Source organism: uncultured Maricaulis sp., assembly GCF_947259345.1.
GTDB lineage: Bacteria > Pseudomonadota > Alphaproteobacteria > Caulobacterales > Maricaulaceae > Maricaulis.
Genome location: NZ_CAMYLS010000005.1, coordinates 170,285 through 183,360, shown reverse-complemented (window position 1 = coordinate 183,360; position 13,076 = coordinate 170,285). Strand labels below are relative to the sequence as shown.

General features: G+C 62.3%; 12 protein-coding genes and 1 pseudogene. 5 read left to right on the top strand and 8 right to left on the bottom strand.

Going from position 1 to position 13,076, the window contains the following annotated elements; translation table 11 throughout:
* Window positions 1–142 precede the first annotated feature (142 nt).
* Both Q0X62_RS02690 and Q0X62_RS02685 read right to left on the bottom strand, forming a co-directional pair.
* Window positions 143–2,011: pseudogene (locus Q0X62_RS02690) on the bottom strand (TonB-dependent receptor); the annotation flags it as partial.
* A gap of 21 nt (window positions 2,012–2,032) precedes the next feature.
* The gene (locus Q0X62_RS02685) at window positions 2,033–2,950 is read right to left on the bottom strand and encodes a TonB-dependent receptor (RefSeq protein ID WP_297731325.1); all 918 of its coding nucleotides are present in this window, start codon (window positions 2,948–2,950) and stop codon (window positions 2,033–2,035) included.
* Window positions 2,951–3,188: 238 nt separating this feature from the next.
* Between Q0X62_RS02685 and Q0X62_RS02680 the strand changes: the two genes are divergently transcribed.
* From Q0X62_RS02680 to Q0X62_RS02665, 4 genes are all read left to right on the top strand, one after another.
* On the top strand, window positions 3,189–4,226 hold the full coding sequence (locus Q0X62_RS02680; protein WP_297731324.1) for a phytase: 1,038 nt from the start codon (window positions 3,189–3,191) through the stop codon (window positions 4,224–4,226).
* 9 nt (window positions 4,227–4,235) lie between these two features.
* Window positions 4,236–4,535, top strand: a complete 300-nt coding sequence (locus Q0X62_RS02675) for a hypothetical protein (protein ID WP_297731322.1) — start codon at window positions 4,236–4,238, stop codon at window positions 4,533–4,535.
* Between the two features lie 44 nt (window positions 4,536–4,579).
* Window positions 4,580–5,686 carry a helix-turn-helix transcriptional regulator gene (locus Q0X62_RS02670; RefSeq protein WP_297731320.1) on the top strand — a complete coding sequence of 369 codons (1,107 nt, stop codon included), beginning with the start codon at window positions 4,580–4,582 and terminating at the stop codon, window positions 5,684–5,686.
* An 88-nt stretch (window positions 5,687–5,774) separates the two neighbouring features.
* A complete protein-coding gene (locus Q0X62_RS02665; protein ID WP_297731318.1) occupies window positions 5,775–7,187 on the top strand; it encodes an amidohydrolase family protein in 1,413 nt (470 codons plus the stop codon).
* Between the two features lie 68 nt (window positions 7,188–7,255).
* Here the strand turns inward: Q0X62_RS02665 and Q0X62_RS02660 are convergent, their stop codons facing one another.
* The 4 genes from Q0X62_RS02660 to Q0X62_RS02645 all read right to left on the bottom strand — a co-directional run bounded on the left by Q0X62_RS02660 (window position 7,256) and on the right by Q0X62_RS02645 (window position 10,119).
* A complete protein-coding gene (locus Q0X62_RS02660; RefSeq protein ID WP_297731316.1) occupies window positions 7,256–8,185 on the bottom strand; it encodes an FAD-binding protein in 930 nt (309 codons plus the stop codon).
* 2 nt (window positions 8,186–8,187) lie between these two features.
* Window positions 8,188–8,937, bottom strand: a complete 750-nt coding sequence (locus Q0X62_RS02655) for an electron transfer flavoprotein subunit beta/FixA family protein (RefSeq protein ID WP_297731315.1) — start codon at window positions 8,935–8,937, stop codon at window positions 8,188–8,190.
* Between the two features lie 268 nt (window positions 8,938–9,205).
* Window positions 9,206–9,757 (bottom strand): hypothetical protein, encoded by a 552-nt coding sequence (locus Q0X62_RS02650; protein WP_297731313.1) that lies wholly within the window; start codon window positions 9,755–9,757, stop codon window positions 9,206–9,208.
* A complete protein-coding gene (locus tag Q0X62_RS02645) occupies window positions 9,757–10,119 on the bottom strand; it encodes a PadR family transcriptional regulator (RefSeq protein WP_297731311.1) in 363 nt (120 codons plus the stop codon). Before Q0X62_RS02645 ends, Q0X62_RS02650 begins: the two co-directional genes overlap by 1 nt.
* 127 nt (window positions 10,120–10,246) lie before the next feature.
* On the opposite strand from Q0X62_RS02645, the gene Q0X62_RS02640 reads away from it, so the two are divergent.
* Entirely contained in the window at window positions 10,247–11,719 is a 1,473-nt protein-coding gene (locus tag Q0X62_RS02640; RefSeq protein WP_297731308.1) for a serine hydrolase, read from the top strand.
* A gap of 73 nt (window positions 11,720–11,792) precedes the next feature.
* Here Q0X62_RS02640 and Q0X62_RS02635 read toward each other — a convergent pair whose 3' ends face one another.
* Together Q0X62_RS02635 and Q0X62_RS02630 are read right to left on the bottom strand one after the other, a co-directional pair.
* Window positions 11,793–12,386 (bottom strand): YceI family protein, encoded by a 594-nt coding sequence (locus Q0X62_RS02635; RefSeq protein ID WP_297731306.1) that lies wholly within the window; start codon window positions 12,384–12,386, stop codon window positions 11,793–11,795.
* Between the two features lie 108 nt (window positions 12,387–12,494).
* Window positions 12,495–13,073: a cob(I)yrinic acid a,c-diamide adenosyltransferase gene (locus Q0X62_RS02630; RefSeq protein ID WP_297731304.1), complete on the bottom strand. Its 579-nt coding sequence runs from the start codon at window positions 13,071–13,073 to the stop codon at window positions 12,495–12,497.
* Window positions 13,074–13,076: the final 3 nt, after the last annotated feature.

Below are 13,076 nucleotides of genomic sequence, written 5' to 3'. Positions count from 1 at the left end.
CTTCTATTGGCCGGTCGCGACGCTTCGATGACAGGATGGCGATGCTTGTGTGTCGCTCGCAGGCGGGCCTGATCCGGCGCAAGCAAAACGCCCCGGACCTTGCGATCCGGGGCGTGTTCTTTGTGATGTGTTTGTCAGTGTCTTAGTAGGTGACACGGACCCCGAAGACGGCGGACCAGCCGTATTCTTCGAACTGCTCGACCCGGTCGATACCGTCCGGGCGGGTCACCGCGCGGTAAGGCTCGTCGGTGACATTCTTCAGATCGCCGAAGATCTGCAGCACATCGTTGAACTCGTACTTGGCCGAGAGATCGAGCTGGGTGTGTTCAAGAACCCAGCGGTCCTCATCCACGCCGCCACGAATCTCGTCGAGATATTCCGAGCGGGTAGAAACGACGGCGCGCAAATCCCAGGGGCCATTGTCATAGCCCAGGACCGCATTCCACACCGTGTCGGACTGGCGCGGCAGCGGGATGATGCGGCCATCGGCCAGGGTGGCCTCACTGTCTGAAGCGGTGAAGTTGAAGCCCGCGATGAAGCCCTCGACCGGCAGGAAGTCGAGCGCCTGCTGGTAGTTGAACTCGATACCGGACACTTCCGCCTGGGGCAGGTTGATGAAGGAGGAGGCTTCGTCGAAGAAGCGGCCGTTCAGCGTGATGTCCTCATAACCGACACCGCCGATGACATTCTCCAGATCCTTGAAGAAATATCCGAGATACACGACCGCATCATTGTTCGGATACCATTCGATAGAAACATCGAAATTGTCCGCTTCCAGACGCTCGAGGTCCGGATTGCCGAATTCACCCTCGACTTCGTCATCGTCATTTTGTTCGACCAGGATACGCGGGGCGAACTGGCCCGGATTGGGGCGCTGGATCGAGGCGAAATAGGCGCCACGAACGATGACATTCTCGGTCACTTCAAAGCGGGCAAGGATGGAGGGCAGAACGTCGGTATAATCATCGCTGGCACTGGTCGGGGTCACGAACACCGTGTCCTCGGTTAGGACAACACCGTTCAGTGTGGCGTCTTCCTCGGCGAGGAAGGTTTCGTAGCCGCGAGCGGCCATGTCGGTCTGCTCGATGCGCACGCCGCCGACGAGGCGCAGCGGGCCATTGTCGATGGATCCCATCAAGTAGCCCGCCAGCACGTCTTCCTCGACGCGGTAGGAGGCGCCGAAGCTGTCGATATCGCTGTCATTGGCCTCATAGTCGAGGCTGCCCAGATTTGAAAAGAAGAAGTCACGGACATCGGCCGGGTTCGCGACCGGACCGATCGGGCCCTGGCCGTAATCGACTGTTCGGGCGACGTCCGAGAGCAGGAGGTCGGCATCATCAAAGACGTCGAAATCCAGGGCATATTTCTTGTCGCGGGTCCGGGCGCGTACCCCGTATTGAACATAGCTCGGCAGGCCGCCGAAATCGAAGTCGTGGCGGAGATTGAGTTGCGCCGCATACTCGCGGTCCTGGGACAGACCATTGGTCAGCTCGAAGCCGTTATTCTCGAAATTGCTGGCGCCGAAGACGCGATCCGTCGTGACGCCGCCGGCGAAGATCAGCTGCGGCCGTAGCGGATTGCTGGAATCGACCGCAAAGGTCTCGCCATCCTCGAAGGTATAGCGGAAGTCGACGTCGAGGCGGTTCGGCTCTTCTTCCTCGGCATAGACGTAGGAGAGCGACCAGTCGATCGTCGTATTGTCGTTCAGCCACTCGCCGCCGAAATCGGTCGCGAAGATCATCTGGGTTTCAAGGCGGTCCTTGATATCGCGGTCGATATCCATGTCCGACGTTGTGAAGACAGCAAGATTGCCGCTTGAATTGGCATCATCATAGTCTGCATCTTCGAACTTGATCTCGACCCGGCTGCGGTATTCCTGATCCGAGAAGTCTGACCAGGTGGTGCGTGAGTAGAGGCTGAGATTGTTGTCGACGCGGTAGTCGAAATTCAGCGCAGCCGTCGTGCGCTCACGCGTGACCTGGTAGTTGCGCATCTCGACTTCGTTCGGGAAGGCAACGCTTTCATCAACATCTCAGCCGCCATCGACTTCGAAACTGTCGGACCCGAACACGCGCTCCTGGTGGGACAGGGAGGCGGCGACGCCGAGGCGACCGTCCATGAAGTTGTTGGCCCAGTTGATCGAGCCGCGATGACCGAATTCCTGCTCGAGGTCGGAATAGAGCGCGGCGACGCGGGCGCGCAGATAGACACCGTCCACGTCGAGGCCGGACATGGTTTCGATCTCGACATTGCCGCCGACACTGTCGCCATCCATGTTCGGCAGGAGCGACTTGTTGATGACGACCGAGGACAGCACGTCAGCGTCGATCACGTCGAGGCCGACCTGGCGGTCTTCCGCTTCGGGCGAGACAAGGCGAACGCCATTGATCGAGGTCGAGACCAGATTCGGATCAAGGCCGCGGATCGAGACGAAGCGGCCTTCGCCCTGGTCATTGAGGACGTTCACGCCAACTGCGCGGCGAGCCGCCTCGGCGACATTCTCATCCGGGAATTGACCGATCGCGTCCGAGGAGAGGACCGCGATATTGCCGTCATTGGCACGCTGGCGGGACAGGGCAGAGTTCAGCGCGCCGCGCTGACCCATCACCAGGATATTGTCGACATAATCGACGTCATCACCCAGCGTGATGGTTGGTGAGACCGTGTCGGTGACGGTTGCCAGATTGACGCTGACTTCGCGCGCATCGGCGCCGACATAGCTGACCCGGAGCGTGTATTCGCCGGCCGCGAGGCCGGTCACACGGAAAGTCCCGTCGGAACCGACTGTGGCGGTCTGGCCGGTTTCAAGAATGCGAACCGTCGCGCCAGCCAGGCCGATGGTTTCGGAGGCGTCCGTGACGCGGCCGGCAATCGTGCCGGCCTGGGCGGCGCTGGCGACAGCAAGTGCTAGCACGGAAGCCGTGCCGAGCATGGCGATGGTGGTCTTCATGGGAGTCCCCCTCACATGGACTGACAATTGCCTTGCCCGGTCGGGCAAAGTTGCGGCCTCTATGCGCGGGGATCAGCAACACGGTGATGACGCTTCGGTCTCACCTCCGTGTCGTTTTTGCGATGGCCTCGTGACAACGCGAAATGCCGACACAATTGTCACGGAATTGTCGCCCGAAATGGGCTTGGCGCCCCATCTTCCACGGGCTATCGCGCCGGACAGGAACGGGAGAGACGCCATGAAACACCTGTTGGGACTTCTGGTCGGCGCGAGCGCTCTGGCCGCTTGCAGCCAGGGCCTGCCGCCGATCGAGATCGAAGCCGCGCGCGAAACCGCCAGCGTGGCCGGAGTGGGCGATGCGGCCGATGATCCCGCGGTCTGGATCGCCGCCAATCCGGCGGACAGCCTGATTTTCGGCACGGACAAGGATAACGGCATCTACGCCTACACAATGACCGGCGAGGAGCATGCCTATCTCCCTGAAGGCCGGCTCAACAATATCGATGTGCGCTACAATTTCGATCTGGGCGACCGGGTCGTCGATATCGCCGCCGCATCGGATCGCTCCAATGGTGGCATTGCTTTCTTCTTCATCGACCCTGCCACCCGCGAGGTCTCCTATGTCGGCGCGGTGCCGGTCGCGGATGTGACCGAGCCTTACGGTTTCTGCCTCTACCGTTCTCCGGTTGACCAGGCACTCTATGCCTTCCTTTCGGACAAGGAGCCGGGCACTTTCGTGCAGTACGCGCTCGGCTGGGATGGCGCCATGGTCACCACCGAGGAAGTGCGCCGTGTCACGCTGGGCACGATCTCCGAAGGCTGCGTCGCCGATGACCGGACCGGCCAGCTCTACATGAATGAGGAAAATGTCGGTGTCTGGACCATGGGCGCCGAGCCCACCGACCCGGCCGAGCCGCAGCCGATTGCCGCCACGGACGGCCGCGAGATCACCGCCGATGCCGAAGGCGCCGCCCTCCTGCCGCAAGGCGAGACCGGCGGCTGGCTGGTCATCTCCAGCCAGGGCGACAATACCTATGCCGTCTACGAGCTGGGAAGCCACGCCTTCGTGACCCGACTGCAGATCGTCGATGCGGCCATTGACGGCGTGACGCATACCGATGGTCTTGATATTTCGGCCGCCAATCTCGGCCCGGATTTTCCGGCCGGGGTGTTGGTCGTGCAGGACGATGAGAACGATACGGGCGGGCAGAATTTCAAGTTTGTCGATCTGCGCGCGGTGATGGCGGCGATTGAGGCCAGTGCCATCACGGACTAGACAGTCGGGATGGCCTTGATCGTCCCGATTATCCTGGTTGCCATCCTGATATTCTTGGCGCTGCGCTATCGGTCGCGCGATGGCGGGTTGAAGGCTTGTCTTCAGCGGGTCGAGCAATCCTTGTCCGTTGCGGCCGATACCGGCGTGGCCGCGCCCCTGTCCGAGACAGATGGCGAAGCCCTGCGCGAGGCGCCGGAGCATCTCTTTCGCCTTGTTGTGCATGCCATGGGGGAGGGTGACCGGACCGCCCGGCAACGCGCGCTCACAGCGATCCGCGAGTATCGCGAGTTTCGCGGCTGGAAAGCCTGATGGCCGGAGATTGTTTTCGGCTTCCTGGCCGCTAATCTCGGCTCATGACCCTGTTGGCCGTCAATCTCCTGCAATTTGCCCTGATCGCGGTGGCCGGTCTTGGTTTTGCGCTGACCGTGAGCCAGCCGCGCTTGCGGGCTGTGTCGGCGCTGCTGGCCATGTCGGCGAGCTGGATGGTCTTCAATTTCCTGGAAGAGACGTCGGGCTTTCGCGAGATATGGCTGGTCACGCCGGCTTTCCGTCTGGCCTATCCGCCTCTGGTCTATCTGGTGGTGCGCGGGGTGATGATGGCCGGACCGGCCCTGCGATGGCGGGACTGGCCGCACGCGCTCCCCTTTCTCGCCGCGCTCGCGCTCACCCCGCAGATCGACCTGGTCGAACATGGCGCGCGGATCAGCCTTTTCCTTTATTCCGCGGCGGCGCTCCTGCTGGTGCACCGCTTTCACCGGGCGACCCGGGACACGCGCTCCGATGCCCGTACCATCCAGCTCAACTGGATGGTGGCGATGATCGCCTTCTATGTGGTCGATGGCGTCTTCGATATCCTGCGGATGGACGCGCATTGGCTGCATCCCTACTGGCCCTGGCTGGGTACCCAGTCGGCCTATGTGTTCCAGATCGGAATCTCGCTGGTCTTTGTCTGTGTGCTGGTTGTTCTCGCGGTTCAACATGCCCGCTTGTTCGCCGGGCTCGATGACCGGGAGTTGGGGGGCTGGGTTGCGGACCCGACCTCGCAGCCCGCCGCCGATGACAGGGTCGGCGACGGTGCGAGGGCTGATTTCCAACGCCTTGAGGGGGTTGTTCGGGGGGAGGCGCTCTACACCGAGCCGCGTCTGACACGGCGGGAGGTCGCGACCGCTTGCGGCCTGACCGAAAAGGCGGTCACCCTGGCCATCAAGTCCGCTACCGGGCGAAATTTCAATGACTATATCAACGCGTTGAGGATCGAGGATGTCTGCGCGATGATGCGGGAGAATGCCCGCGCCGGAACCCGCCAGCGGGTGATTGATCTCGCCTTCACCGCCGGCTTCAGCTCCAAGTCCGTCTTCAATGCCGTGTTCAAGCGCGAGACCGGGCGGACGCCTTCGGCCTATCTGGACGCCATGGATGCCGCGCCGAACGGTCCGGAATCCGGTTCGGCCGCCAGCTGACGCATTCCGCACGTCCGGAATCCGGATATCGGGCGATCCGTCCGGACGCTCGTGATCCTGTCCTCCCGTCAGCAATCGGGAGACAGACATGCTTCGACTTTTCATGGGCCTCGGCCTTCTGCTCAGTATCATCGCCGCGGTGCTCGTCGCCTGGGCACATCAATTGCCGGAGGCCATGCGCCCGGATCGCGAGGCGCCGCGGTCCTATCTGATCACCAATGCCAGCCTGCTCGACCCCGCGACCGACAATGTTCAGGCCAATGGTCATGTCCTGGTGATCGATGGGCGGATCGAACGCGTCGGGACGGGCGCGCTGCCGGCCCGGCCCGATGGCGTCGAGCTGATTGATGCGGGTGGACGCGTCCTGATGCCGGGCCTGGTCGATGTTCATGTCCATGTTTTCGACGAGACGGACCTCGCCGCGGGCCTGGCGCATGGCGTCACCACGGTGCGCAATATGGGCGGCTTTCCCTTCCACCTGCCGCTCGCCCGTCGCATCGAACGCGGCGAGATTCTCGGACCGCGGCTTCTGACAACCGGCCCGATCCTCAATGAGGTCGGCGGGCGAAATGGCAATGCCCTTCACGAAGCCGTCGACGGCGCCGACGAGGCGCGGGCCAGCGTTCGCCGTCAATACGCCGCCGGCTATCGTCATCTCAAACTCTATTCCAACCTGTCCCGCGAAAGCTTTGCCGCGATCCGCGAAGAAGCGGCGATCCTGGGCATGACGATGAGCGGTCATCCCGTTGAGGGCACCGAAGCTGATCCTGTCGATTTCGCCGCCTCGCTGGATGCCGGTTTCCGGACGCTGGAACACACCGAGTCGATTGTCTGGTACGCGCTGAATGACGAGATGGACCCGGAGGGCGTGCGCCGGCTTGCCGAACAGGTCGCCGCTTCCGGCACGATGATCGACCCGACTTTGGTTGTGCACGAGAATCTGGCCCGGATCGTCGAGACCGGGGGTGCCCACATCACCCGGCCTGCCATGGCCAGCTATAATCCGGTGATTGCCGGGTTTGAGCAGGAGACTTTCGAGTTCTGGGCGCAATACCCGCATGATGACCGGTCCAGCATGCAGGCCTTTTATGTCGAGGTGACAGGGGCGCTGCACGCGGCCGGGGTGCCGCTGACGGTCGGGACGGATTCCGGTGTCATGGTCACGCCGCACGGGGTTTCGACCGTGCGCGAGATGGAAATCCTGGTCGATGCCGGTCTGACCCCTATGGAGGCCATCCGTGCGGCCACCCTGAACGGAGCGGAAGCGCTGGGGATGACGGGACAGGTCGGATGCCTGGCAGTTGGCTGCGCTGCCGATCTTGTCCTGCTTGCGGCCGACCCGACACAAAACATCGCCAGCCTTTACGAGATTGAGGCGGTCATGCGCGATGGCCGATGGCTGGACCGCGATGCACTGGCTGCGCTCGAAGAGGCCAGCCATCATCCCTCGACACTTCGTAGCTGGTGGCGTCTGGGGCAGCACACTTGGGCGGTCCGCTGACCGCAAACCGCCAAGAAAAAGGCCCGGCTGAACCAGCCGGGCCTTGATCGTTTCGATGTTGCTTCGGTCTAGCCGAGGGCTTCGTCGAGTTCGGGCAGGGCGTTGAAGAGGTCGGCGACCAGGCCGTAATCGGCGACCTGGAAGATCGGCGCTTCCTCGTCCTTGTTGATGGCGACGATGACCTTGGAGTCCTTCATGCCGGCGAGGTGCTGGATGGCACCGGAAATGCCGACGGCAATGTAGAGCTCCGGGGCGACGACCTTGCCGGTCTGGCCGACCTGGTAATCATTCGGGACATAGCCGGCATCGACCGCAGCGCGCGAGGCGCCGACGGCGGCGCCCAGCTTGTCGGCGATCTTGTCGAGCAGGTGGAAATTCTCACCGGACTGCATCCCGCGACCGCCGGAGATGACGATCTTGGCGGCGGTCAGTTCCGGGCGGTCCGATTTGGACAACTCTTCGGAGACGAATTCCGACTTGAATGGACCGGAGGCGGCACCGAGATCCTCGATGCTGGCCGAGCCGCCATCGCCGACCTTCTCGAACGTCGTCGGACGGACGGTGATGACTTTCTTCGCGTCAGAAGATTTCACCGTCATCATGGCGTTGCCGGCATAGACCGGGCGGATGAAGGTGTCGGGCGCTTCGACGGCAGAGATTTCCGAGATCTGCATCACGTCGAGCTTGGCAGCGACGCGCGGCATGAAATTCTTGCCGGCAGTGGTCGCAGCAGCGAGCACGGCGTCATAATCGCTCATCAGCGGGGTGACGAGCGCGTCCATGGCTTCGGCGGTCGGCTTGGCCAGGCCATCGCTCTCCGCATGCAGCACCTTGGCGACACCGTCCAGCTTGGCAGCGGCATCGGCCACGGCCTGGGCATTGGAACCAGCCACGAGGACATGGATGTCGCCACCCAGGCCCTTGGCGGCCGTGACGACAGCGCGGGTCGCGTCGTTCAGCGTGGCATTGTCGTGTTCGGCAATAACGAGAACAGTCATGGTCAGATCACCCCCGCTTCATTCTTCAGCTTGTCGACCAGTTCGGCGACGCTCTCGACCTTGATGCCGGCTTCACGCTTGGGCGGCTCGGTCACTTTCACGACGGTCAGGCGCGGTGCAGTGTCGACGCCGTAATCGGACGGGGCCTTGGTGTCGATCGGCTTGCGCTTGGCCTTCATGATATTCGGCAGCGACGCGTAACGCGGCTCGTTGAGGCGCAGATCGGTGGTGACCACGGCCGGCAGGGTGAGCGACAGGGTCTGAAGACCGCCATCGATTTCACGCGTGACCTTGGCCTTGCCGTCGGCAATCTCGACGTCCGAGGCGAAGGTGCCTTGCGGCCAGTCCAGCAGGGCGGCGAGCATCTGGCCGGTCTGGTTGTTGTCGCCATCAATGGCCTGCTTGCCGAGGACAACCAGTTCCGGGCTCTCCTCATCGACCACAGCCTTGAGAAGCTTGGCGACGGCGAGCGGTTCGACCGCATCATCGGTCTGGATCAGGATGCCGCGATCGGCGCCCATGGCCAGGGCCGTGCGGATCGTCTCCTGGGCCTGGGCCGGTCCGATGGAGACCACGACGATCTCTTCGGCCACGCCCTTTTCCTTGAGACGGATCGCTTCTTCGACCGCAATCTCGCAGAAGGGGTTCATGGACATTTTGACATTCGCGAGGTCGACGCCCGTTTGGTCGGGCTTGACGCGGACCTTCACGTTGTAATCGACGACCCGTTTGACGGGGACGAGAATCTTCATGCTGGGGCTCCGGTTGGCCGCGCGCGGACAAGGTTCGCGCACCTGACAAGAATAGGCCGGGAACCTGCCTTCGCCAGTGCGGTAAGTCAATGCATCCAGCTGGCTTACGCCTGCGTCAATTCGCAGCTGCGGTATTGCCGGTATGGGCGGTCATGCAGGCCTTGCTGGAGCGTCCGGGCTTTTCAAAGTGGGGCATGATGCGATGCGAAGTGAATGTGCCCGCATGCCATTCGATGATTCGGTACGTTTGGGCTCCGGCCGGCAGCCGTCATGGCCGCATCCAGCGCGAAACCGGCCCTGTCGGTGAGAGCGCCAGTTTCCAGAGACCGTACAGGGCGGCACTGCCAAGCGCCGATACCACCAGCATGGCCGGAATGAACCAGGCGCCGAGAATTTCACGTGCGCCGGCCTGGTTCTCGTAGGACAGGGTCAGCACAGTGTCGCCAGGATAGATGTAGAGGCCGACCGCGGCCGGGTTTAGTGCTTCCATCAGGGTCATGTGCAACAGGATGAGAATGACCAGGCCACTGGCGCCCATCACCATGATGGCCAGATAATGCAGGACGATGGCGAGCGGCTTTTGCCAGGCAGGCGGCGGCGCGGGCGGTATTCCGAACCGGTCGAGCGCTTCACGCAGCCGCTCCACCTCATCCGGCAGATCCAGCGCCGCCATGTCTTCCGCGATATGAGCGATTACTTCTGATTTCGCCTCTTCGCGCTCGGGACCGGGCAAATCACGATTGGCCCAGTCAAGCCGTCGAAGGAAGTCGGTCCAGAGGCGGCGGGCTTCGGCGGTGGTCAGCTCGAGGGTCATGCGCATCAGGACGTTTCCTTTGCGGGTTGAGCCAGAAGGACTTCGTCCATACGGCGCCAGATGCCTTGCATGGCATCCAGCGTCCGCGCGCCCAATTCGGTCACTGTGTAATACTTGCGAGGCGGGCCCGTATCTTCTGCCACCCATTCGGCGGTGACGAGCCCGTCCTTCTTCATGCGGGTGAGCACCGGGTAGACCGTGCCTTCGGCGAGGTTTTCAAATCCGGGGGCCTGCTTCAGGGCGGCGACGATCTGGTAGCCGTAAGCGCGCCCGGCGTTCAGGCGGGCGAGAAGCAGCATCTCGAAATACCCCTTGCGAGCCTGGGAGCTCCAGCGGTCGAGAATGTCTTCCATCTCAGTCCCGGTCATCAATGTCCGCCTCGCTGATCATGCCTCCCTTCCTATGGCTTGTATATCGGTTTAGCAAGATATATAGCAATACATAGTAGTTGGTATCGCCAACGTTAAGGCGAAAGGATTGGACATGTCGCCCCTGATGAAATTGAGAGCCGTTTGCCTGGCTGTTCTTGTTGTGAGTGCGGGCTGGTCCGCGATCGGACTCCGGCAAATCCGCGGCCTGGATCCGGGGAGTTCAGATGCCGAAATTGCCACGCATATGGACGCGGTTCTGGATCACGCGATGCAGCGCTATTCGATTGCGGGCGTCGCAGCCGGCGTGATCCGGGACGGTGAGCTGGTCTGGCAGGCGCGTGAGGGCCGCTCGGATGGCGAGGGCGCGCCGGTGACGGATGCCACCGCGTTCAATCTCGGATCGGTCTCCAAGCCTTTGGCGGTCTGGACGGTTCTCAGCCTGGCACAGGACGGGCTCATCGACCTGGATGCGCCATTGTCGACCTATGATCTGCCTTTCGAGCCGGACTATGGCGAGCATGCGCCAGACGCGGTGACTGTTCGGCGGCTTCTCCAGCATACGGCCGGCACCAACCAGCCGGGTTATGGCGGCTGGGGCGCTCATGAAGAGCAGCCTGTGGACGCAGTCGATCTCAGCGAAAACTTCGCACCCCTCCGGGTCGCCTATCAGCCCGGTGAGAACCGGCGCTATTCAGGCGGCGGATTTGTCCTGCTGCAAATGTTGGTCGAAACCGTCACCGGTGCGGATTTCGACACGGCCGCTCGCCAACGTGTTTTCGATCCGCTCGGCATGACGAATTCCGGCTTTGATGCGTCGCGACTGCCAACCGTGTCCCAAGCTTTCAACTATTATCGCCAGCCTATCGAGGATTTGCGCGATGTCGCGCTGACGGCGGCGGGCGGCTATGCTTCAGGCGGCGATATTGAACGTTTCCTGCTGGCGCATCTGGATGGCGGGGGGGTCTTGATCGACGACAGCCTGGAACAGGCCTTCGCGCCGACCGACCCCAATCCACACTTCGCCATGAGCTATTCGCGCTGGGAAACCCCGGCCGGGATCCTGATCGGGCATGGTGGCAATAACTCTTCATGGAATGGGCAGATCTATATCCAGCCCGAGACCGGCGACGGATACTACTTCCTCACCAATGCGACATCAGGCGCGCAGCTGGACTTTGATCTGAGCTGTGCCTGGCTGGGTCTGATGGAAAGCGAAGACGGCGCCGCACGCTGTGATGAGGCGGTGTCCTTGACGCGGCAGCTCGCCTGGGTGAGCTGGGGCGTCGCTGCCGTGGGCCTGTTCTGGGCCTACTGGCTTGTGGCGGGCGGCGTCGCCGGCAAGCGCGTCGTCACATTGCGGCCAACGGGCCGGGGACCTCTGCGCCTGAGCGGGCGTCTCTTCCTGGCTTTCCTCACCTTCGCCGTCACACTCTTCCTTATCTGGATGTTCTGGACCAATTCCGTGATCTGGCGGACGGAAACCATCTTCATCGATGAAGTGCCAGTGGATGAGCTGGAAGGATTGTCGATCGCCGTGACGAGCCTGTTTGCCATCCTGACCCTGTGTCTCTGGTCCAGCCCGAAGCCTCGGCGCTGAGCCCGATACGCCAAGAAAAAGGGGCCTGTCCGGCGGACAGGCCCCTTTATTCGGGTTCGCTTGGCAGTTGAGCCTATTCAGCCGCAACCAGCTCGGTCGAGATGAAAAGCTCGATCTCGTCGGACACATAGGGAACAGCAAAGCCCATATCCCACTCCGAGCGCATCAGGGAGCCGGTGGCCGTGAAGCCGAGCTTGGTGTTGCCGTCGCGGGTTTCACCAACCTGGTTGAGCGTGACGTCGAGGCTGACCGGGCCGGTCATGCCATTCATGGTCAGGTCGCCGGTCATCGTGCCGGTTTCGCCGTCCTCGGTTTCAAAGCCGGTGGCCACGAAATGCGCGGTCGGATTGGCTTCGGTTTCGAAGAAATCGCCGGAATTGAGGTGCGTGATGAAGCGGTCCTGATTGGCGCCGACCCAGAAGCCGTCGATCAGGTTAAAGGTGATGTCGACGGTCGAATTGGACGGGGTTTCCAGATCCAGCGACAGGGTGCCGTCATAATCGGTGAATTGCAGGCGCTGGGTGGAATAGCCTTGATGGTCCCAGCTGGCCTCGATGAGGGTGTGGGATTTGTCGAAATCGAAATTCACCGGTTCGGCCAAAGCGGTGGTTGTGGCGGCGGTTGCGGTCAGCAGAGCCGCGGAAGCGGCGAGAAGAAGGCGGGTCATGCGGTAACTCCGTATGGACTGAACTTGTGGGTCTACACATAGGAGGCTGCGACACTTTGTCGACCGGGCTGGCGATAAGTTGATCTTTCCGCTCTGGAAAGAATGGGCTCAGTCCCGGTCTTTTCCCGGCACCCAGAGCACATCGGCGCGGCCTTCATCATTCGCTGTTCGGGCCATGACAAAGAGCAGATCGGACAGGCGGTTGAGATATTTCAGAACGGCCGGATTGATCCGTACATCATTGGCGATCAGGGCCGACACCTTGCGTTCGGCCCGGCGACAGATCGTGCGGCACAGGTGCAGACGGGCCGCGGCCTCGCTCCCGCCGGGCAAGATGAAGGAGTTGAGCCGCTCAAGCCGACTGTTGAGCCGGTCGATCTCGCCTTCCAGCCAGTCAATCTGGGCCTGGGTGACCCGCAGGGGCTCATAGTCAGGCGGCGTCTCGCTCTCCGGCACGCACAGGTCTGCGCCCAGATCGAAGAGGTCGTTCTGGATCCGGGCCAGTGGCGCGTCGAGCGGATCACTGGCGCCCAGGGCCGCGCGGGCCAGACCAATAGAGGAATTGGCCTCGTCGACATCCCCATAGGCATCGACGCGCGGGTCGTGTTTGACTGTCTGCGACATGTCACCAAGCCGCGTTGATCCGGCATCACCGGTGCGTGTGTAGATTTTTGTCAGGCGAACCATGGG

Bases quoted from the DNA above. Each gene is read 5' to 3' on its own strand.
- Q0X62_RS02635 (WP_297731306.1), bottom strand. From the start codon at position 12,386: ATGACCCGCCTTCTTCTCGCCGCTTCCGCGGCTCTGCTGACCGCAACC.
- Q0X62_RS02660 (WP_297731316.1), bottom strand. From the start codon at position 8,185: ATGACTGTTCTCGTTATTGCCGAACACGACAATGCCACGCTGAACGAC.
- Q0X62_RS02650 (WP_297731313.1), bottom strand. From the start codon at position 9,757: ATGCGCATGACCCTCGAGCTGACCACCGCCGAAGCCCGCCGCCTCTGG.
- Q0X62_RS02675 (WP_297731322.1), top strand. From the start codon at position 4,236: ATGGCCTTGATCGTCCCGATTATCCTGGTTGCCATCCTGATATTCTTG.
- Q0X62_RS02665 (WP_297731318.1), top strand. From the start codon at position 5,775: ATGCTTCGACTTTTCATGGGCCTCGGCCTTCTGCTCAGTATCATCGCC.
- Q0X62_RS02655 (WP_297731315.1), bottom strand. From the start codon at position 8,937: ATGAAGATTCTCGTCCCCGTCAAACGGGTCGTCGATTACAACGTGAAG.
- Q0X62_RS02685 (WP_297731325.1), bottom strand. From the start codon at position 2,950: ATGAAGACCACCATCGCCATGCTCGGCACGGCTTCCGTGCTAGCACTT.
- Q0X62_RS02630 (WP_297731304.1), bottom strand. From the start codon at position 13,073: ATGGTTCGCCTGACAAAAATCTACACACGCACCGGTGATGCCGGATCA.
- Q0X62_RS02680 (WP_297731324.1), top strand. From the start codon at position 3,189: ATGAAACACCTGTTGGGACTTCTGGTCGGCGCGAGCGCTCTGGCCGCT.
- Q0X62_RS02640 (WP_297731308.1), top strand. From the start codon at position 10,247: ATGAAATTGAGAGCCGTTTGCCTGGCTGTTCTTGTTGTGAGTGCGGGC.
- Q0X62_RS02670 (WP_297731320.1), top strand. From the start codon at position 4,580: ATGACCCTGTTGGCCGTCAATCTCCTGCAATTTGCCCTGATCGCGGTG.
- Q0X62_RS02645 (WP_297731311.1), bottom strand. From the start codon at position 10,119: ATGACCGGGACTGAGATGGAAGACATTCTCGACCGCTGGAGCTCCCAG.